The sequence below is a fragment of the Mycobacterium colombiense genome, from assembly GCF_001665835.1.
Classification (GTDB): domain Bacteria; phylum Actinomycetota; class Actinomycetes; order Mycobacteriales; family Mycobacteriaceae; genus Mycobacterium; species Mycobacterium colombiense_A.
This window is the reverse complement of record NZ_LZSX01000069.1, coordinates 20,267-37,931: the sequence shown is the minus strand read 5'-3', so window position 1 is coordinate 37,931 and position 17,665 is coordinate 20,267. Positions and strand designations below refer to the sequence as shown.

The 17,665-nt window shown below is 68.0% G+C and carries 22 protein-coding genes, 2 pseudogenes and 1 riboswitch; of the genes and pseudogenes, 12 read left to right on the top strand and 12 right to left on the bottom strand.

Annotation, left to right across the window (positions count from 1 at the left end; translation table 11 throughout):
• Together A5760_RS27365 and A5760_RS13965 are read left to right on the top strand one after the other, a co-directional pair.
• Nucleotides 1–185 (top strand): annotated as a pseudogene (locus tag A5760_RS27365) (hypothetical protein); the annotation flags it as partial.
• Between the two features lie 119 nt (nucleotides 186–304).
• The gene (locus tag A5760_RS13965; protein WP_064881681.1) at nucleotides 305–1,750 is read left to right on the top strand and encodes a hypothetical protein; all 1,446 of its coding nucleotides are present in this window, start codon (nucleotides 305–307) and stop codon (nucleotides 1,748–1,750) included.
• A gap of 16 nt (nucleotides 1,751–1,766) precedes the next feature.
• Here the strand turns inward: A5760_RS13965 and A5760_RS13960 are convergent, their stop codons facing one another.
• The 5 genes from A5760_RS13960 to thiC form a co-directional block, all read right to left on the bottom strand.
• Complete coding sequence (locus tag A5760_RS13960) at nucleotides 1,767–2,642, bottom strand: LLM class F420-dependent oxidoreductase (RefSeq protein WP_064881680.1); 876 nt, start codon at nucleotides 2,640–2,642, stop codon at nucleotides 1,767–1,769.
• 16 nt (nucleotides 2,643–2,658) lie between these two features.
• Complete coding sequence (locus A5760_RS13955; protein WP_064881679.1) at nucleotides 2,659–3,093, bottom strand: MarR family winged helix-turn-helix transcriptional regulator; 435 nt, start codon at nucleotides 3,091–3,093, stop codon at nucleotides 2,659–2,661.
• Between the two features lie 46 nt (nucleotides 3,094–3,139).
• The gene (locus A5760_RS13950; RefSeq protein WP_064881677.1) at nucleotides 3,140–3,775 is read right to left on the bottom strand and encodes an alpha/beta family hydrolase; all 636 of its coding nucleotides are present in this window, start codon (nucleotides 3,773–3,775) and stop codon (nucleotides 3,140–3,142) included.
• A gap of 49 nt (nucleotides 3,776–3,824) precedes the next feature.
• Nucleotides 3,825–4,652: a bifunctional hydroxymethylpyrimidine kinase/phosphomethylpyrimidine kinase gene (gene thiD / locus A5760_RS13945; protein ID WP_064881675.1), complete on the bottom strand. Its 828-nt coding sequence runs from the start codon at nucleotides 4,650–4,652 to the stop codon at nucleotides 3,825–3,827.
• Entirely contained in the window at nucleotides 4,649–6,301 is a 1,653-nt protein-coding gene (gene thiC / locus A5760_RS13940; RefSeq protein WP_064881673.1) for a phosphomethylpyrimidine synthase ThiC, read from the bottom strand. The genes thiD and thiC overlap by 4 nt, the downstream gene beginning before the upstream one ends.
• A riboswitch (TPP riboswitch) is annotated at nucleotides 6,293–6,403 on the bottom strand. Its footprint overlaps the gene before it by 9 nt.
• A gap of 106 nt (nucleotides 6,404–6,509) precedes the next feature.
• Between thiC and A5760_RS13935 the strand changes: the two genes are divergently transcribed.
• Together A5760_RS13935 and A5760_RS13930 are read left to right on the top strand one after the other, a co-directional pair.
• Entirely contained in the window at nucleotides 6,510–7,217 is a 708-nt protein-coding gene (locus tag A5760_RS13935; protein ID WP_155764329.1) for a PAS and ANTAR domain-containing protein, read from the top strand.
• A gap of 135 nt (nucleotides 7,218–7,352) precedes the next feature.
• Nucleotides 7,353–7,709: an STAS domain-containing protein gene (locus A5760_RS13930; protein WP_064881669.1), complete on the top strand. Its 357-nt coding sequence runs from the start codon at nucleotides 7,353–7,355 to the stop codon at nucleotides 7,707–7,709.
• A gap of 58 nt (nucleotides 7,710–7,767) precedes the next feature.
• Here A5760_RS13930 and A5760_RS13925 read toward each other — a convergent pair whose 3' ends face one another.
• Nucleotides 7,768–8,043 (bottom strand): hypothetical protein, encoded by a 276-nt coding sequence (locus A5760_RS13925; RefSeq protein WP_155764328.1) that lies wholly within the window; start codon nucleotides 8,041–8,043, stop codon nucleotides 7,768–7,770.
• A 63-nt stretch (nucleotides 8,044–8,106) separates the two neighbouring features.
• Here A5760_RS13925 and A5760_RS27585 point away from each other — a divergent pair, with 63 nt between their 5' ends.
• A complete protein-coding gene (locus A5760_RS27585; protein WP_331237117.1) occupies nucleotides 8,107–8,382 on the top strand; it encodes an Rv1535 domain-containing protein in 276 nt (91 codons plus the stop codon).
• 16 nt (nucleotides 8,383–8,398) lie between these two features.
• Here the strand turns inward: A5760_RS27585 and A5760_RS13920 are convergent, their stop codons facing one another.
• The 4 genes from A5760_RS13920 to A5760_RS13905 all read right to left on the bottom strand — a co-directional run bounded on the left by A5760_RS13920 (nucleotide 8,399) and on the right by A5760_RS13905 (nucleotide 11,318).
• Nucleotides 8,399–8,845: a hypothetical protein gene (locus tag A5760_RS13920; RefSeq protein ID WP_064881665.1), complete on the bottom strand. Its 447-nt coding sequence runs from the start codon at nucleotides 8,843–8,845 to the stop codon at nucleotides 8,399–8,401.
• 120 nt (nucleotides 8,846–8,965) lie between these two features.
• Nucleotides 8,966–9,772, bottom strand: a complete 807-nt coding sequence (locus tag A5760_RS13915) for an exodeoxyribonuclease III (RefSeq protein WP_155764330.1) — start codon at nucleotides 9,770–9,772, stop codon at nucleotides 8,966–8,968.
• Nucleotides 9,773–9,813: 41 nt separating this feature from the next.
• Nucleotides 9,814–10,725 (bottom strand): hypothetical protein, encoded by a 912-nt coding sequence (locus A5760_RS13910; protein ID WP_064881661.1) that lies wholly within the window; start codon nucleotides 10,723–10,725, stop codon nucleotides 9,814–9,816.
• Nucleotides 10,725–11,318, bottom strand: a complete 594-nt coding sequence (locus A5760_RS13905; RefSeq protein WP_064881659.1) for a peptide deformylase — start codon at nucleotides 11,316–11,318, stop codon at nucleotides 10,725–10,727. Before A5760_RS13905 ends, A5760_RS13910 begins: the two co-directional genes overlap by 1 nt.
• Nucleotides 11,319–11,520: 202 nt before the next feature.
• On the opposite strand from A5760_RS13905, the gene A5760_RS13900 reads away from it, so the two are divergent.
• The 7 genes from A5760_RS13900 to A5760_RS13870 are packed head-to-tail and all read left to right on the top strand — an operon-like array spanning nucleotide 11,521 to nucleotide 16,646.
• A complete protein-coding gene (locus tag A5760_RS13900) occupies nucleotides 11,521–11,829 on the top strand; it encodes a DUF3263 domain-containing protein (protein ID WP_007768412.1) in 309 nt (102 codons plus the stop codon).
• Nucleotides 11,830–11,848: 19 nt separating this feature from the next.
• Nucleotides 11,849–12,325, top strand: a complete 477-nt coding sequence (locus tag A5760_RS13895) for a LytR C-terminal domain-containing protein (protein ID WP_064881656.1) — start codon at nucleotides 11,849–11,851, stop codon at nucleotides 12,323–12,325.
• A gap of 21 nt (nucleotides 12,326–12,346) precedes the next feature.
• A complete protein-coding gene (sodC, locus tag A5760_RS13890; protein ID WP_064881654.1) occupies nucleotides 12,347–13,018 on the top strand; it encodes a superoxide dismutase[Cu-Zn] in 672 nt (223 codons plus the stop codon).
• On the top strand, nucleotides 12,999–14,138 hold the full coding sequence (locus tag A5760_RS13885; protein WP_196772087.1) for a glutamate--cysteine ligase: 1,140 nt from the start codon (nucleotides 12,999–13,001) through the stop codon (nucleotides 14,136–14,138). The genes sodC and A5760_RS13885 overlap by 20 nt, the downstream gene beginning before the upstream one ends.
• On the top strand, nucleotides 14,138–14,776 hold the full coding sequence (locus A5760_RS13880) for an LON peptidase substrate-binding domain-containing protein (RefSeq protein ID WP_064881650.1): 639 nt from the start codon (nucleotides 14,138–14,140) through the stop codon (nucleotides 14,774–14,776). Before A5760_RS13885 ends, A5760_RS13880 begins: the two co-directional genes overlap by 1 nt.
• A gap of 23 nt (nucleotides 14,777–14,799) precedes the next feature.
• Nucleotides 14,800–15,822 carry a TIGR03617 family F420-dependent LLM class oxidoreductase gene (locus A5760_RS13875; RefSeq protein ID WP_064881648.1) on the top strand — a complete coding sequence of 341 codons (1,023 nt, stop codon included), beginning with the start codon at nucleotides 14,800–14,802 and terminating at the stop codon, nucleotides 15,820–15,822.
• On the top strand, nucleotides 15,819–16,646 hold the full coding sequence (locus tag A5760_RS13870) for an enoyl-CoA hydratase/isomerase family protein (protein WP_064881646.1): 828 nt from the start codon (nucleotides 15,819–15,821) through the stop codon (nucleotides 16,644–16,646). The genes A5760_RS13875 and A5760_RS13870 overlap by 4 nt, the downstream gene beginning before the upstream one ends.
• Nucleotides 16,647–16,692: 46 nt before the next feature.
• On the opposite strand, the pseudogene A5760_RS26695 reads toward A5760_RS13870, so the two are convergent.
• Both A5760_RS26695 and A5760_RS13865 read right to left on the bottom strand, forming a co-directional pair.
• A pseudogene (locus A5760_RS26695) lies at nucleotides 16,693–16,809 on the bottom strand (short-chain dehydrogenase); the annotation flags it as partial.
• A 5-nt stretch (nucleotides 16,810–16,814) separates the two neighbouring features.
• The gene (locus A5760_RS13865) at nucleotides 16,815–17,645 is read right to left on the bottom strand and encodes a DUF2867 domain-containing protein (RefSeq protein WP_064881644.1); all 831 of its coding nucleotides are present in this window, start codon (nucleotides 17,643–17,645) and stop codon (nucleotides 16,815–16,817) included.
• Nucleotides 17,646–17,665 lie beyond the last annotated feature (20 nt).

Below are 17,665 nucleotides of genomic sequence, written 5' to 3'. Positions count from 1 at the left end.
CGCCGAGCCCCGACCGTTGTGCCGACCGCACCGCGATGATGCCCCGACGCACGCGCACCCGCGCCCAAAACCGGGCCCACCGCGTCGCCGCCGAACGGCGGCACAACCGCCGAACCCGGTTAGCCGTCCACGTGGGGGAAACGGGTCCGCCGGCCGAAGGTGACGGCGATCCACCGCCTTTCTAGTACCTTGCCGCAAGGTGCATGTTTGCTGGGTCCCTCGATTCCCGCTGCCGGGTGGGGTCGATGCCTCTAGACTGAGTTCCCTTGATGCTGCCCTGTAGCCGGTCGGGATGAGGTTGGTCATGAATAGCGCTGCGCTCAGGTCGGCGATCGTGTGGGCAGCGGCAGTACTTGTGGTGGCCGGTTGCACGACGTTCGTCGACGGGCGCGCGCTGTCGATGCTCAACGACCCCTTTCTGGTCGGGGGGCTGCCCGCGACCAACGGCCCCAGCGGAATCCGTTCGCACGCGCCCAGTCCCACCGGCAAAGTGCTCAACACCGACAACGGGCCGATCGACGCCCTGGCGCTGTTGTCGCTCAACGACATCGAGGACTACTGGCAGTCGGTGTACGACCAATCGCTGAAGGGCAAGTTCGTTCCGGTCGGAAAGATGGTGTCCTACAACTCCAGCGATCCGCGCAGCCCGATCGTGTGCCACAACGAGACCTACAAGCTCGTCAACGCCTTCTACACCGGCAAGTGCAACCTGATCGCCTGGGACCGCGGCGTATTCATGCCCATCGCGCAGAAGTACTTCGGTGACATGTCCGTCACCGGGGTGCTGGCACACGAATTCGGGCATGCGCTGCAGCAGATGGCGAAGCTGGTGACCCGACGGGACGCGACCATCGTCCGCGAGCAGCAGGCCGACTGCTTCGCGGGCGTCTATCTGTACTGGGTCGCCGACGGCAAGTCGCCGCGCTTCACGTTGAGCACCGCCGACGGGCTCGACCACGTGCTGGCGGGGATCATCACCACCCGTGACCCGGTGATGGACAGCGAGACCGAAAACGACGACGCGCACGGGTCGGCCCTGGACCGCATCAGCGCCTTCCAAATGGGTTTCCTCAATGGCGCCTCGGCCTGTGCGGCGATCAACCGCCACGAAATCGAGCAGCGCCGCGGCGATCTGCCAAACGCGTTGCGGGTCGACAACTCCGGGGCACCGGAGACCGGTGAGGTGCCGATCAACCGGGACACCATGTCGAATCTGATGGAGCTGCTCGGAAAGATCTTCGCTCCGACCAACCCGCCGGGCGTGACCTACCAGCCTGCCGATTGCCCGGACGCCAAGGCCACCCCGCCGGCGTCCTACTGCCCGGCCACCAACACCATCGTGATCGACCTGCCCGGGCTCGCCGCAATGGGCACGGTCGCCGACGAAAAGGAACAGACCCTGCCGCAAGGCGACGACACCGCGCTGTCCGTCGTGATGTCGAGATATGCGCTGGCGGTGCAGCACGAGCGCGGCCTGCCGATGCAGAGCCCGTGGACCGCGCTGCGGACCGCATGCCTGACCGGTGTGGCGCATCGCAAGATGGCCGAGCCGATCGACCTGCCCTCGCACAACCAATTGCTGCTGACCGCCGGTGATCTCGACGAGGCGGTCGCCGGCCTGCTCACCAACCATCTGGTGGCCAGTGACGCGGACGGCACCAGCGTGCCGGCCGGTTTCACCCGGATCGCGGCGTTCCGCGGTGGCGTGACCGGCAACGCGGACGCCTGTTACTCCCGCTATCCCGGATGACGAATCCCGAACGGCATCAGCCTATTTCGGCGAGCCGCGGAATCACCTCGTCGCCCAGGCGGCGGACGAACCCGACCGGGTCCGGATTGCCGGGCATGGGGCCGATATTGATCATGTCGACACCCAGCGCGGCGTAGCGTTCGACGGTCTTCAAGAATTCGTCGGTGTCGTCGAAGGGGTCGGCGCCGGCCAGGCCGCCGGACGTCTTGCGGACCTCACCCGGGTCCCTGCCCACCGCGTCGCAGTGCCGGTTCAGCACCTCGATCTTGTGCTCGAGCTCCCCGACGTCGTTCGACATGCTGTTCCAGATGTCGGCGTACTGCGCGACCAGGCGCAGCGTCTTCTTCTCACCGTCCCCACCGATCAGGATCGGGGGTCGCCGAATCGGTTGCGGCTCACAGATCGTCTCGTTCAATCGGTAGTGCGTGCCGGTGTAGGGCCCGTCGTCCGCGCTCCACATCTGCCGGCAGATCTGCAGCGTCTCTTCCAGCATTTCGAAGCGGGTGCTCAGCGGCGGATATGGGATGCCCAACGCGGTGTGCTCGCGTTCGTACCAGGCCGCGCCCAAACCCAGCATCGAGCGGCCCTGCGACAGCACGTCCAGGGTGGTGACCGCTTTGGCCAACAAACCGGGATAGCGATAGGTGACGCCGGTGACCAGCAGGGCGAGGTCGATCGTGGTCGTCTGGGCGGCCAGAAATCCCAGCGAGGTGTAGCCCTCGAGGAACGGATTCTCCGCGGGCGCAAGCTGCTCCATCTGGAAGAGGTGATCGGCGAGGGTGAACAGCGTGGCGCCGCCTTGCTCGGCGGCCTTGGCCGCGTCGGCCAGCGTCGGTCCCAGCCTGGCCGGGTCTCCGGGTAGAAAGTCGATGAAGTGCAGTCCTACTTCCATTGTGGCACCTGTCCTTTCATTGTTCGGTCAAGCGCTCGAGCAGGGACAGCGCGTCGACGATGACCCGCCGCTCCGACTCGGTGTAGCGCTCCTGGATGGTGCGGGCCAGCCACTCCTCGCGGGCGCGGCGGTCGCTTTCGGCGCGCCTCTTCCCCGCCGGGGTCAGCGACACCACTTGGCGCCGGCCGTCATTCGGGTCCGGCGCGCGCTGGACGAGCCCACGTTGGCCCAGGGCGGCCAGGATGGTGGCCATCGACTGGGGGCGGACCTGTTCCGCGCCGGCCAATGCGCTGGCCGACGACGGCCCTTCTTTCCACAGCCGGGTGAGCACCGCCGTCTGCGACGGTGTCAGACCGTCGACCGCGATGTCCTTCAGCCGGCGCCGTAGCCGGCTGAAGACCACCCGGATATCGCGTGCCGCCGCTACGGCGGAGTCGCTGATGCCATCCACGACACCAGCCTAAACTAGACAGTCAAAACTGTCCAGTTGTAACTGTCTAATCGCGCCCGAGCAGCTGTAAAGCCGCGTCAACGGCCAACGCCGGCACGTTCAATGTCTTGGACCGCAGATCGTGGCGGGCACTGGCGATCTCGACGACGGCGGTCGTTCCGGTGATCAATGCGGCGGCGGCACGTAGTTCGTCGGGCGTGCCGAACGGATCCGAGGTGCCGTGCGTGAACACCGTCGGCACCGTGATGTCGGGCAGGTGCTCGGTGCGGGCGCGTTCGGGTTTGCCCGGGGGATGCACCGGATAGGAGAACAGCGTCAGCACGTCCACCGCGGCCTCCCCGGCCGCAACCACCATCGACGTCTGCCGCCCGCCGTAGGAATGTCCACCGGCGATCAGCGGACCGCCGGCAAGGCCGCGGCACAGCGTGATGGCCTCGACGATGCCGGCCCGGTCGGTGGCGGCCGAACCCGAGGGCGGGCCGCTGGGCCGACGGCGGCGGTAGGGCAGGTTGTAGCGCACCGCTAGCCAGCCGCGCTGCGCCCATTCATCGCAAAGCTGTTGCAGCAGAACGGCATCCCGGTTGCCACCGGCGCCGTGGGTCAGGACCACGATTCCCTTTGGGCTGCGCTTATGGTCGCCCACGGGTTCGTGCGCGATGCCCGCGATCTGATCGAGGTTCATGCGCCCGCTGACGATGCTGTCCGGAACGGATTGAGGAGGAAGCGGGCAATCATGACAGCCGAAACAGTGGGGAGACGGGGCCGTGGCCGTGGCCCAGCGGGTAGGCGGCGCGCAGACATTCGGTGACCCATCGCTTGCCGAACTCGACCGCGTCGGGCACGGCGAAGTCGTGCGCCAGCGCACACGCCACCGCGCTGGCCAACGTGTCGCCACCGCCGTGGTCGTTGCCGGTCGCAACGCGCTCCGCGTCGAACTCGTGGAAATCGGCTCCGTCATATAGCAGATCGCAGCTGCGATCCGATGACCGCAGGTGACCGCCCTTGACCAGAACCCACTGGGGGCCCAGCGCATGCAGCGCCTTCGCGGCCGCCCGCTGCGACGCCGGGTCCACTACATCGATGTCGACCAGCAGCCGCACCTCGTCCAGGTTCGGTGTCACCAGCGTCGCCAACGGAAACAGTTGGTCGCGAAGCGAATCCAGGGCGGCTGGCACCATCAGCGCATCGCCGTGCATGGATGCCGCCACCGGGTCGACGACGAGTGGAACCGTCAACCCGAGCCGGCGCCAGGTGGTGGCCACGGTGTCGATGATGCGCGGCGACGCCAGCATCCCGGTCTTGGCGGACTGGATGCCGATGTCGCCGGCCACGGCTTCGATCTGGCCGGCGACGACATCACCGGGCACCTCGTGAAAACTCTGCACGCCCAACGTGTTCTGCACAGTCACCGCGGTGACCGCGACGCAGGCGTGCACCCCCAGCAGCGCCATCGTGCGCATGTCGGCTTCGATGCCCGCGCCGCCCCCGGAGTCCGACCCGGCAATGGACAGCACCCGCCGCGGCGTCGTGCCCGGCGCAGGCAGCGGCAGGAATGTCACTGGGCCAGCGGTAGATACACCCGGTTGCCCTGCTCGGCGAACTCACGCGACTTCTCCGCCATGCCCTCGGACATGGCCGCCTCGATCGCTTCCTCACTGTCCAGGCCGTGTTTGGCGGCGTAGTCGCGGACATCCTGGGTGATGCGCATCGAGCAGAACTTCGGTCCGCACATCGAGCAGAAGTGCGCGGTCTTGGCGGGTTCGGCCGGCAGCGTCTCGTCGTGGTACTCGCGCGCGGTGTCCGGATCGAGCGACAGCGCGAACTGGTCGTTCCACCGGAATTCGAACCGCGCCGTCGACAGCGCGTTGTCCCGCTCCTGCGCGTGCGGGTGCCCCTTGGCCAGATCGCCTGCGTGCGCGGCGATCTTGTAGGCGATGACGCCGTCCTTGACGTCCTTGCGGTCCGGCAGCCCCAGGTGCTCCTTGGGCGTGACGTAGCAGAGCATCGCGGTGCCGGCCTGGGCGATGATGGCCGCGCCGATCGCCGAGGTGATGTGGTCGTAGGCCGGTGCGATGTCGGTGGCCAGCGGGCCCAGCGTGTAGAACGGGGCCTCCTCGCACCACTCCTCTTCCAGCCGCACGTTCTCGACGATCTTGTGCATCGGGACGTGGCCCGGGCCCTCGATCATCACCTGCACGCCATGGGATTTCGCGATCTTGGTCAGCTCGCCCAGGGTGCGCAGCTCGGCGAACTGCGCGGCGTCGTTGGCGTCGGCGATCGAGCCTGGCCGCAGTCCGTCGCCGAGGGAGAAGGTGACGTCGTAACGGGCGAAGATCTCGCAAAGCTCATCAAAGTTGGTGTACAGGAAGGACTCCCGGTGGTGCGCCAGGCACCAGGCCGCCATGATCGAGCCGCCGCGGGACACGATGCCGGTGACCCGCTTGGCGGTGAGTGGCACGTAGCGCAGCAGCACGCCGGCGTGCACGGTCATGTAGTCCACGCCCTGCTCGCACTGCTCGATCACGGTGTCGCGGTAGAGCTCCCAGGTCAGCTCGGTTGGGTCGCCCTTCGTCTTTTCCAGCGCCTGGTAGATCGGCACGGTGCCGACCGGCACCGGCGAGTTGCGCAGGATCCACTCGCGGGTTTCGTGGATGTTCTTGCCGGTGGACAGGTCCATGATGGTGTCCGCGCCCCACCGGGTGGCCCACACCATCTTGTCGACCTCCTCGGCGATCGAGGACGTCACCGCCGAGTTGCCGATGTTCGCGTTCACCTTGGTTGCAAATGTCTTGCCGATGATCATCGGCTCGATCTCGGGGTGGTTGTGGTTGGCCGGGATCACCGCGCGGCCGCGGGCGACCTCGTCGCGCACCAGCTCGGCGGGCATGCCCTCGCGGGCCGCGATGTATGCCATCTCGGCGGTGATCTCGCCGGCGCGGGCGCGCTGCAGCTGGGTGCCGCGATCGCGGACCACGCCGGGCCGCGCCGGCAGTCCGGCACGCAGATCGATCGTCGCGCCGGGATCGGTGTAAGGCCCCGAGGTGTCGTACAGGTCGAAGTCGTCGCCGGTGGACAGGTGCACGCGCCGCAGCGGCACCCGCAAGGCCACGCCGTCCGGACCCTCGATCTCGCGGTAGGCCTTGCTGCTGCCCGCGATCGGGCCGGTGGTCACCGACGCGTCGACGGTTCCGGAAAGGACATCAGTCATTTTTCATCTCCCTACGCCGGCATTATCCGGTCAGGTTCTTACGGTCGACGGCCCCGAGCCGTCCTCTCAGCGCACTCGGCGTGCGCTCCCGCGTCGTATGGATGGGTCCGCCCGCGACGTTACCCCCACGCAGGACCGAGTGACATGGTCGACGGCCTTTTCCGCCGGGGCAGTAGCCGAGGGCGCTCCCCTAGTGGAGAATGCAAACGTGCAACAGCGCAGGCGAGCGGGGGAATCGTCATCCGATGGGGGCGGCGGGCGATTTTCGGAGCCAACTGAGCCGGCCCCCGGATATCTGAACATCGGCGCGTTCCGGTTCTGGTTCGTAGGGCAACGCTGGGAATGGTCCGACGAGGTGGCCAGGATGCACGGCTACGAGCCGGGGGAGGTCGTGCCGACGACCAAACTGCTGATGTCGCACAAACATCCCGACGACCGCGCCCATGTGCAGGAGCTGCTCGACTACGCCCTGCGGTCCGAAGAGTCGTTCTCGAGCCGACACCGGTTCATCGACACCGCGGGTGTTGTGCACGACGCGATCGTCGTCGCCGACCGCATGCTGGACGACTCGGGCGCCGTGCTGGGCACCGAGGGTTACTACATCGACCTCACCAACACCTTTGACGAGACCCGCCAAGAAGTGCTCGACGAGGCGCTGCCGGACCTATTCGAGAGCCGCTCGGCCATCGAACAGGTCAAGGGCGTGCTGATGTACGTGTACCGGGTCAGCGCCGAGCAGGCGTTTCGGGTGCTGCAGTGGCGCTCGCAAGAGACCAACGTGAAATTGCGTGCGTTGGCCAGGCAACTGCTCGCCGAAATGGCCACCCTGCCGCCGCCGGCGGCCGCTCTGCAGAGTCAGTTCGATCATTTGCTGCTGACCGTGCATGAGAGGATTCCGGCCGAGCCCGCCGGGTAACCACCGATCGGTAAACGGGCAGTTCGGGTAGGGGTTACTCTCTGGTTATCTGCGATGCGCGATCGCGCATCCCCGCCGCGTCATCGGGCTTAGCGGCTGCAGATCCCACGTTGGCTGCGGCGAAAGGCATGAAAGTTGTTGGCGGTCGAAAACGAGGTCCACGACGACGTAGTGATCGTGTGCGTCAAAGGCGATGTCGACTCCAGTACCGTCGGTGAGCTTGCCGCTCATTTGACCACCGCGCTCGGGCTGGCCTCGGCGCAGCCGGTGCGCCCGGTGGTGATCGACTTGCTGGCTGTTGAGTTCTTCGGAAGCGCGGCATTGAACGCAGTGCTCGACTGTCATGAGGACGCGAAAGCCGGCGGAACCTCGGTTCGGCTGGTCGCCGACCATGACCAGGTGCTGCGGCCGATCCAGGTCACTGAGCTCGACCGGGTGTTCGACATATACCCGACGCTGTCCGCGGCGTTGCAACGAAGACGACAGCAATGAACTCGCGACTGCCGGCTGATCTGGCCGCTGCCGTTTCCTTGGGCGGTGCGCTGACCGGCTAGGCCTCCTCCATCGCCTCGCCGAGCTCCTCCAAAAGCTTGTTGTGGTGGCTGCTTGCCAGGAGGTGTCCGGCGGCGATGACCAGGGCCACCGGCCAGTCGATGAGTTCGAGGGCCGCCAGGGCCGCCAGGCCGCCGAAGTAGGCCAGCTGCTCTGGCCTGGGGATTTCCACCTGACCGACCGCCGGCAGGTTGACCACAAATGTTTCGCCCTCGCGGACCTTCTCCACCGCCTCGCGCTGGGTCGTGCCGCGCCGCGACTTCTTTTCCGCCATCATTTGCCTTTCGGTAACGAAGGGTTTCCCGTCTCGCTGGGTCGCGCGTCCACCGTCGGACTTATGTCGACGATGACCCACACCGGGGGCGATCCGCTAGTTTCATCGATTGCTTCGGTGCTGAGGGTCCCGCTACTCGAACTCTATGCGCTGTTGTGGCGCGTGGGGGTTGTCGATATTCGGGACAGCGATCGGGCGCCTCGTCGCGGCGCGAACCCGTCGTCCAGGGTGGTTCGGGGGCCGATCTGCCCGGATCCGTCCGCGCACGCCAAAGATCGCGTGGTGCGCTGGCCGTTGCCGCAAGTGGCTTCGGCGGTGTACCACCAAGCAACCGGCTGATCAGCTGCCGGTTCGCCTAATTGGTGCTGCGCAACCCAGTGGAGCCCGCCCGGCGTCCGGCCGTTTTCTTGGCCGTGGACTTGCTGGGGGTTTTCGCCGGCGCCGATTTCCGCGGCGCCGACTCCGCCGGCACCGCTTGCAGGTTCGCCTTGACCGCGCGGGGTTCGGCCTGCTGCTTGCGGCTCAGCTTCTGCAACAGCAGGGCGCTGCCGCCGACCGCCAGCAGCAGCGGCCACTCCACCAATCCGGCGACGCCCAGCGCGCCGAAGGCCAGCGCGGCCGCGGGAGCCGAGTGGCTACCGCTGTTCATCCCGCGCTTGACGCCCTCCGCGGCGCCGGCGACGCCGCCGATGACTCCGTTGACCGCCGCGCCACCCACGGCACCGGCGGCCGCGGTCGTCGCGGTCGCCGCGCGGTTCACCGCCTGACTCACGCCTCGGACTGCTCCGCCGATGACACTCATGATGACTCCCTGCTGTTGCTACTGATTTTTAAAGCCTGCCACCAAGCCATCGCGCAGACAACGAGAAGCCGCACCGAATTTGCCCGAGCTTAATGTGACGCCCAGCCGTGATGGCCGTGGCTAGTCACGTCTCACATCGATGAGCACCGGCGCGTGATCGCTGGCCGCCTTGCCCTTGCGTTCTTCGCGGACGATCTGCGCGTCGGTCACCCGGCCCGCCAAAGCCGGTGAGCCCAGGATGAAATCGATGCGCATGCCCTGTCGCTTCGGGAACCGTAGCTGGGTGTAGTCCCAATACGTGTAGACCCCGGGACCGGGCGCGAAAGGGCGCACCACGTCGGCGAATTGCGCCTCGACGATGGCCTCGAACGCGCGGCGCTCCGGCTCCGAGACATGCGTGGCGCCGGCAAAGAACTCCATGCTCCAGACGTCGTCGTCTTGCGGGGCGATGTTCCAGTCGCCGGCCAGTGCGATCGCGGCGGTGGGATCGTCGCGCAGCCAGCCTTCCGCCGAATCACGCAGTGCGGCAAGCCATTCGAGCTTATAGGTGTAGTGCGGGTCGCCCAGGGCGCGGCCGTTGGGAATGTAGAGGCTCCACATCCGGACGCCGCCGCACGTAGCGGCCAGGGCGCGGGCCTCGGCGGTAGCGGCGACTTCGGGCTTGCTGCTCCAGGTGGGCTGGCCGTCGAAGCCGATCTGGACATCGTCGAGACCCACGCGCGACGCGATCGCCACGCCGTTCCACTGATTGAAACCGACGTGCGCCACCTCGTAGCCGAGTTCGAAGAACGGCAGGGTGGGGAACTGGCTGTCGGAGCATTTGGTCTCCTGCATCGCCAGCACGTCGACGTCGGCGCGGGCCAGCCAGTCGATGACGCGGGGCAGCCGGGAGCGAATCGAGTTGACGTTCCAGGTGGCCAGCCGCAGGCGCGGCGGGTCGTCGCCGTCAGTCGTCTGGTCGGGCATGGCTAGACGCTATCCCAGCCGCCGGGGCGCACCGGGACGTAGCGGCGGCGGTGGTGCAGCCGGAATCCCAGCGCCGCGGCGAGCGTCGTCGCGCCGGTGTCGGGCACCCGCAGGTAGCCGCGCGTCGCGCCGCGCCCGGCGCCCCACGCCAGCAACGCCTCGCACAAGTCCGCCGCCGTCCGCTCGTCGGCGCCGTCGGCGGAGCGCACGCATGAGATGCCCACCCAGCGCGCGCCATCGGGTGCGCCGGTCACCGCGGCGCGCGCGACCGCTTCGTCGCCCTGCCTTGCGAACGCGAGCTCGCCGTCGAGGACGGCGGTGAGCACGTCGACCGGAATCTCGCCGCCGGATATCCGTAGCCACGAGTCGTCGGGGCGGGCTGACAGGGTGAGGGACGGCGCGGCATCGCGGGCTGGCGCGTCGGAAAGATCGCGCACCACAACCCGTTCCGTGCGTTCGCCGGTCAGCCCGGGCGGCGAGGGCAGCACCCGATCTGGCAGCGCCAGTCGTGGCATCAGGCCGCGCCGTTCATACCAGTCGACGATCGCCGGCACGGTGCTCACCTGGGCCGAAAGATCCAGCGGCACCGCGGAATTGGCGGCGAGCCCGACGCCGTGGCCGGCCCGCAGCAGCCAGCCGTCCAGCCAGGAATGCTCCGCGCCCGGCCAGGCCGCGGCGGCGGCGCGCTCGAGCGCGCGGATCTGCGAGGTGCGGATGGGGGCGTCGGTGAGCACCCGCAGCGCGACCGCGTCGGACGGCGCGAACTCGACGACCGCGCCGGTCTTCGTCCGCAACCGCACCATCGGGTCGACCTCCAGCAGGTGGCCCACCGCATCGGTCAACGGCGGCACCGAACCGGCCGGGCGGCGGTAGCGAACCGTCACCCGGGTTCCCGGGTCGGGCCACGAAACCATCAGTGACCGAAGGGGTCCGGCCCCTCGCCGGGCATCCAGGAGAGGCCGGGAACGCCCCAGTTGTGGGATTTGACGGCGCGTTTCGCGCTGCGGGCATGCCGGCCGATGAGGCGGTCCAGATAGAGGAAGCCGTCCAGGTGCCCGGTCTCGTGCTGCAGCATCCGCGCGAACAGGTCGTTGCCTTCGATGGAGACCGGCTGGCCATCGGCGTCGAGTCCGGTGACGCGGGCCCACTTGGCGCGGCCGGTCGGGAAGGACTCGCCCGGCACCGACAGGCAGCCCTCGTCGTCGTTGTCCGGGTCGGGCATGGTCTCGGGTATCTCCGAGGTTTCCAGGACGGGGTTGACGACGACACCGCGGCGGCGCTCCGTGCGGCCCCTTTCGTCGGCGCAGTCGTAGACGAAGACCCGCAGGCCGACCCCGATCTGGTTGGCCGCCAGGCCGACCCCGTGCGCGGCGTCCATGGTGTCGTACATGTTCGCGATCAACTCGGCCAGGTCCGCCGGCAGTGAACCGTCGGCAGCGACCGGCACCGACTGTGTCGGGGTATGCAGGACGGGATCTCCCACGATGCGGATCGGAACGACTGCCATGGTCGGCTAAGCTACCGCACGTCCGTGGGCCGCCCAGCCTGCGATCGGAGTCTGGGCAATCTCGGCCAATCGGCCGACTCGCGGGTCTGGATGACGGCTTGAGGGTTTGGCGCGTGTTTCAATAATCGCCGAAAGACGCCCTTAGCTAAGTCAAGTCATTCGAGCAGTTCGGAATTCGCCGGAAGGGTCCAGGGGAAGCGATATGGACAGCGCCATGGCGCGGGCAAATCGATCGGGGGACGACTCTGAGATCGCAGATGGGCTGACCCGCCGCGAGCACGACATCCTGGCCTTCGAGCGCCAGTGGTGGAAGTTCGCCGGTGTGAAGGAAGACGCCATCAAGGAGTTGTTCTCCATGTCGGCGACGCGTTACTACCAAGTGCTCAACGCGCTCGTCGATCGGCCCGAGGCCCTGGCCGCCGACCCGATGCTGGTGAAACGGCTGCGCCGGCTGCGCGCCAGCAGGCAGAAGGCACGTGCGGCGCGGCGCCTCGGCTTCGAGGTGACCTGACTCGTTACAGTAGGGCTCGATGAAAGAACGAGTTCCCGACTCCACCGGGCTGCCCCTGCGGGCCATGGTGATGGTGCTGTTGTTCCTCGGCGTCATTTTCCTGCTGCTCGGTTGGCAGGCCCTGGGTTCGTCGGGGAGCTCTGACGACGATTCGGCGTCCGCGGTGTCCAGCGCGAGTGCCACCAGCTCGGCGTCGGCGTCGCCCACCGGCAAGCCGGCCAGCACCCAGGCCGACGTGCAGATCTACAACATCTCCTCGAAAGAGGGTGTCGCCGCGCGCGCCAAGGACCAGCTGACGTCCGCCGGCTTCAAAGTCACCAAGGTTGACAACATGACGGTGCCCGACGTCTCGTCCACCACCGTCTACTACACCGACGCCGGCGACGAGCACGCCACCGCCGATGCGGTGGGCAAGAATCTGGGCGCGCCCGTCGAACCGCGAATCCCCGCACTCAGCAGCGAGCCGCCGGGTGTCATCGTCCTCATCGCGGGCTAACTCCGCGATAGGCTGCTGGCTATGCGTAAGCTGCCTCTGGTTCTGGCCGGTGGCGTCGTGCTGCTGGGCGCCTGTTCGGCGCCGGAGCACGTGTCGTCAGTTCCCGGCACCACCCCCGCGATTTGGACCGGATCGCCGTCGCCGTCGGCCGCCAAAGCCTCGGAGCCCGGGCCCGCGACGGCGCCGAGCATTACCACGCACCTGAAGGCGCCGGACGGGACCCAGGTCGCCACCGCGACGTTCGAATTCAACAACGGCTACGCCACCGTCACGATCGAGACGACCGCCAACGGCGTGCTCACACCGGGCTTCCACGATGTGCACATCCACAAGGTCGGCAAGTGCGAGCCCAACTCGGTCGCCCCGACCGGCGGCGCACCCGGCGACTTCCTGTCCGCCGGCGACCACTTCCAGGCGCCCGGGCACACCGCCGAGCCCGCCAGTGGAGCCCTGCCCTCCTTGCAGGTGCGCAAGGACGGCTCCGGCACGTTGATGACCACCACGGACGCGTTCGCCATGGAGGATCTGCTCACCGGGCAGAAGACCGCGATCATCATCCACGCCGGTGCGGCCAACTCAACCAACGCCCCATCCGCGAGCAACAACCAGACCAATCCGGGCGCCAACGACATGACGATGAGTACCGGTGACCCCGGCAAGCGGGTGGCGTGCGGTGTCATCGGTGCCGGTTAACAGGGCCAACACCCACATCGACTTCGCCCGTTCGGCACGGCCGACCCTCGGGGTCGAGTGGGAGTTCGCCCTCGTCGACGCGCACACCCGCGACCTGAGCAACGAGGCCACCGCGGTGATCGCCGAGATCGGCGAAAACCCGCGCGTACACAAGGAATTGCTGCGCAACACCGTCGAGGTGGTCACCGGCATCTGCCAATCCGCGGGCGAGGCCATGGAGGATCTGCGGCAGACTCTGGGGCCGGCGCGCCGCGTCGTGCGGGAGCGGGGCATGGAGCTGTTCTGCGCCGGCGCACACCCGTTCGCGCAGTGGACCTCTCAGAAGCTGACCGACGCCCCGCGCTACGCCGAGCTGATCAAACGCACCCAATGGTGGGGGCGGCAGATGCTGATCTGGGGTGTGCACGTGCACGTCGGCATCTCCTCGCCGAACAAGGTGATGCCGATCATGACGTCGCTGCTGAACTACTACCCGCACCTGCTGGCGCTGTCGGCGTCGTCGCCGTGGTGGACGGGTGTGGACACCGGGTACGCCAGCACCCGGGCGATGATGTTTCAGCAGCTGCCCACCGCGGGGCTGCCGTTCCAATTCCAGACGTGGGCGGAATTCGAACGCTTCGTCTACGACCAGAAGAAGACCGGCATCATCGACCACGTCGACGAAGTCCGTTGGGACATCAGGCCTTCCCCGCACCTGGGCACGCTCGAAATGCGGATCTACGACGGCGTGTCCAACCTTCGCGAGCTGGGCGCGCTGGTCGCGCTGACGCATTGCCTGGTGGTCGACCTGGATCGCCGGCTGGAAGCCGACGAGTCGCTGCCGAGCATGCCGCCCTGGCACAACCAGGAGAACAAGTGGCGCGCCGCCCGCTACGGCCTGGACGCGGTGATCATCCTGGACGCTGACAGCAACGAGCGGCTGGTAACCGAGGATCTCGACGAGGTGCTGAATCGGCTGGAGCCCGTGGCCAAAAAGTTGAACTGCGTCGACGAGTTGGCCGCGGTGGCCGACATCCCCCGCCAGGGTGCCTCCTACCAGCGGCAGCGCCGGGTGGCCGAGGAACACGACGGCGACCTGCGTGCGGTCGTCGACGCACTGGTGGCCGAACTGGAAATCTGATGACGGAACCCCTTGAGCTGGCAATGTTTCCGCTGGAGTCGGCCCTGCTGCCCGACCAGGACCTGCCGTTGCGGATCTTCGAGCCGCGCTATGGCGCGCTGGTGCGGCACTGCATGGACACCGGCGACCCGTTCGGGGTGGTACTGATCTCCCGCGGACGTGAGGTCGGTGGCGGCGATGCGCGCTGCGACGTCGGCGTCGTGTCCCGGATCACCGAATGCGTCGATCAAGGTGGCGGGCGTTACATGCTGAATTGCCATACCGGGGACCGCATTCGGGTGTCGAACTGGCTGCCCGACGACCCGTATCCCCGGGCGACGGTCACGCCGTGGCCCGACGAGTCCGGCGATCCGGTGACGGACGATCAGTTGCTCGACGTCGAAGACCGGGCCATGGCGCTGTTCGAGCGGATCGCGCAGGCGCGCGACATCAAGCTCCCCGGCCGCGAGGTGATCCTGGGCGACGACCGGGGCGGTCCGCCGGGAAAGCGCCTGTTCGCGTTGGCATCTCGCATCCCGATCGGCACCGCCGATCGCTATTCGGTGCTGTCGGCGCCGACAGCCGCCGCCCGCCTCGTCGCGCTGCGCGAGGCCGTGGACGCGGTCGCCGAGGTGGTGGAGTTTCAGCTTTCCGAATGACCGGGCGTGTGAAGGACGGGTGCATGAAGGTACAGCTTCAGGTCAGCGGTTCACCGGCGCAGGCGGCGGCGAGTGCCGCCGAGATCGCCGCGACGGGCGCGGACGGGCTGTTCACCTTCGAGGGCCAGCACGACGTCTTCTTCCCGCTGCTGATCGCCGCCGGAACGACCGGCCTGGACCTGATGACCAACGTGGCGATCGCCCCGCCGCGCAGCCCGTTACACATCGCGCACTCCGCCTACGACCTGCAGCTCTACAGCGGCGGCCGATTCCGGCTCGGCCTCGGCTCCCAGATCAAGGCGCACATCGAGAAGCGTTATGGCAGCAGCTGGGACAGGCCCGCGCCGCGGATGGCCGAAGCCATCGCCGCGATCAAGGCGATCTTCGCCGCGTGGGAAGGCAAGGCCCGCTTGGACTTCCGCGGCGAGTTCTACACGCACACCATCATGGCGCCCAACTTCAATCCCGGGCCCAACCCGTTCGGTCCGCCGCCGGTGCTGCTGGGTGCGCTGGGTCCGGTGATGACGCGCACCGCCGCCGAGATTGCCGACGGCCTGTTGGTGATGCCGTTCAACAGTGCCCGTCACTTCGCCGAGCGCACCGTGCCCGCCATCGGCGAGGGGCTGCGCCGCTCGGGGCGGACGTTGAGCGAGTTTCAGATCATCGCCCAGGGCATGGTTGCCCTCGGCCGCGACGAGGCCGACCTGACGACCGCGATCAACGGGGTGGCCTCCCTCATCGCGTTTTACGGCTCAACGCCGGCATACCTGCCGGTGCTGCAGGTCGAGGGTTGGGACGACGTCCAGCCCGAACTCAACGCGCTGTCCAAGCAGGGCCGCTTCGCCGAGATGCGCGGGCTGATCACCGACGAGATGGTGGCCCGGATCGGGATCGTGGGAACGCCCGAGCAGTGTGCCGAGCAGATCGCCGCGCGGTTCGGCGAGCACGCCGACGAGGTGTGCTGTTACTTCCCGGGCTACACCCCCCGCCCGGCGGACGTCGCCGACATGATCGGCGCCCTGCACCGGGTGCCCGCGCTGCCATGAGCGCCGACCTGACCGTCGAAATCGATTCGGGCGTGGCGGTACTCACGCTCAATCGGCCCGACCGTCTCAACGCCTACACCGCCGAGATGGGCGAGCTGCTGGGCCGCGCGTACCGCGATTGCGACGGGGACGACGACGTCCGGGCCATCGTGCTGACCGGCGCCGGGCGCGCCTTCTGTGCCGGGGCCGATTTCTCCGGCGACGCAAGCCCGTTCGACGCACCCGCGAACCCCGGCCCAAAAGGCACGTTCTCGGCCTCGCCGATCACCCCCGCGGCGTTCGAGTTGCGCAAACCGGTGATCGCCGCGGTCAACGGCCACGCCATCGGCATCGGGCTGACCATCGCGCTGCAGGCCGACATCCGCATCGTCGCCGAGGACGCGAAATACGGTGTGGTGCAGGTTCGCCGCGGCGTGCTGCCCGACTGCATGTCGCACTGGACGCTGACCCAGTTGACCACCCTGGGGGTGGCCGCCGACATCCTGCTCACCGGGCGCACGTTCGGCGGTGCCGAGGCCGCCGCGCTCGGTGTCGCCAACCGCGCGTTGCCCGCCGAGCGGGTGCTCGACCATGCGCTGACCGTCGCCCGCGACATCGCGGTCAACGTGGCGCCGATGTCGGCGGCGCTGTGCAAGCGCCTGCTGTGGGACAGCGCGATCAATCACTACACCCCGCAACAGGTCGCCGCGCTGGAAACCGTGCTGCACGAACGGGTGATGGGCGGCGCCGACGCCGCCGAGGGCATCGCCGCGTTCCTCGATCGTCGTGCGCCGCGTTTCACCGCACAGCTGTCCCGGGACTGGTCGCCGCTTCCCGGGCCGTGAGTGGTCAGGTTGTCGCGCACAGCTTCTCGGAAAGGTCCCACAGTTCGGCCAGCGCGCGGGCCGACTCGCGGCCCAGACCCGACGACGCGCCGGTGATCACACATGTCTTGCCGGACAGATCGATTCCGTCGACGACCTGCAGCGCGGTCGGATGTTCGGTCATGCCGACTAACTTATCCCCGCCGGGACGCGACCCCGGCGGGCGCTGCGCCGCATCAGCCGTGGCGCCACGACCCGATGCAGCGGACCGATCAACGCCCATACCGCTCGGGCGGCGAACCGGCGGCGGTAGTGCAGGCGGGTGGTGAGGACCGCACGCCGACCGCCCTGGCGGCGCAGCGTCAGCTCGCCGCGCATCAGCGGCCCGCGCGTCGCCAACACCAGCTCGTCGGGATCCGAACGAACGATCGGCCAGCCGATGAGGTGACCGGAGGAGCCGGACGGACCTAGCCGCAACCTCAGCACGTTGCGGTGGATCCATAACACCAGGTGTCCGCCCGCGCCAGGTCTGTCGCCGAGGCCGTCACGGAAGGCCTGTTCGGCCGTGCGTGCGTCGCCGGCGGTGATCGGCACTTCGAAGACGTCCACGTAATCGGCCGCGGTCTCACCGGTCTGGGTCCGGGCGTCGAGTACCGCTGCCGCAACACGTTTCAGGGTGTGCCGCACGGCGATGCGGTGCCCGCCGGTGCCGATCACCAGCGCACGGTAGGCCTTGCCGTGGATGCCGGGGAAGTCCGCCCACGTGGCCGCCCGCAGCCGGGTGCCCGCGGAGCCGTCGAGCGCGTCCAGCTCGAAGACCCATCGGTAGACGGCGAACCAGTGGCGGCCCTTGAGCGCGAATCGCGCCGGTGGTCGGGCCTCGTCCAGGACGAAGCCGAAGGGCACGGTCGACGGGTCGCGCGGGTCGTGGCACATCACCCGCAGCAGCGCCGCCCACGTGTCTTCGGGGTTGGCGTCGATGGTTATGGCATGCTCATCGATATAGGGTAATCGTTCCATATAGAAGGAATGTACTAGAT

Excerpts from the sequence above, each read along its gene's own strand:
- A5760_RS13865 (WP_064881644.1), bottom strand. The coding sequence starts at position 17,645 with ATGGAACGATTACCCTATATCGATGAGCATGCCATAACCATCGACGCC.
- A5760_RS27585 (WP_331237117.1), top strand. The coding sequence starts at position 8,107 with ATGTCGACGATGACCCACACCGGGGGCGATCCGCTAGTTTCATCGATT.
- A5760_RS13925 (WP_155764328.1), bottom strand. The coding sequence starts at position 8,043 with ATGGCGGAAAAGAAGTCGCGGCGCGGCACGACCCAGCGCGAGGCGGTG.
- A5760_RS13910 (WP_064881661.1), bottom strand. The coding sequence starts at position 10,725 with ATGGTTTCGTGGCCCGACCCGGGAACCCGGGTGACGGTTCGCTACCGC.
- A5760_RS13920 (WP_064881665.1), bottom strand. The coding sequence starts at position 8,845 with ATGAGTGTCATCGGCGGAGCAGTCCGAGGCGTGAGTCAGGCGGTGAAC.
- sodC (WP_064881654.1), top strand. The coding sequence starts at position 12,347 with ATGCGTAAGCTGCCTCTGGTTCTGGCCGGTGGCGTCGTGCTGCTGGGC.
- A5760_RS13875 (WP_064881648.1), top strand. The coding sequence starts at position 14,800 with ATGAAGGTACAGCTTCAGGTCAGCGGTTCACCGGCGCAGGCGGCGGCG.
- A5760_RS13895 (WP_064881656.1), top strand. The coding sequence starts at position 11,849 with ATGAAAGAACGAGTTCCCGACTCCACCGGGCTGCCCCTGCGGGCCATG.
- A5760_RS13905 (WP_064881659.1), bottom strand. The coding sequence starts at position 11,318 with ATGGCAGTCGTTCCGATCCGCATCGTGGGAGATCCCGTCCTGCATACC.
- A5760_RS13900 (WP_007768412.1), top strand. The coding sequence starts at position 11,521 with ATGGACAGCGCCATGGCGCGGGCAAATCGATCGGGGGACGACTCTGAG.
- A5760_RS13950 (WP_064881677.1), bottom strand. The coding sequence starts at position 3,775 with ATGAACCTCGATCAGATCGCGGGCATCGCGCACGAACCCGTGGGCGAC.
- A5760_RS13880 (WP_064881650.1), top strand. The coding sequence starts at position 14,138 with ATGACGGAACCCCTTGAGCTGGCAATGTTTCCGCTGGAGTCGGCCCTG.
- A5760_RS13870 (WP_064881646.1), top strand. The coding sequence starts at position 15,819 with ATGAGCGCCGACCTGACCGTCGAAATCGATTCGGGCGTGGCGGTACTC.
- thiC (WP_064881673.1), bottom strand. The coding sequence starts at position 6,301 with ATGACTGATGTCCTTTCCGGAACCGTCGACGCGTCGGTGACCACCGGC.
- A5760_RS13965 (WP_064881681.1), top strand. The coding sequence starts at position 305 with ATGAATAGCGCTGCGCTCAGGTCGGCGATCGTGTGGGCAGCGGCAGTA.
- A5760_RS13960 (WP_064881680.1), bottom strand. The coding sequence starts at position 2,642 with ATGGAAGTAGGACTGCACTTCATCGACTTTCTACCCGGAGACCCGGCC.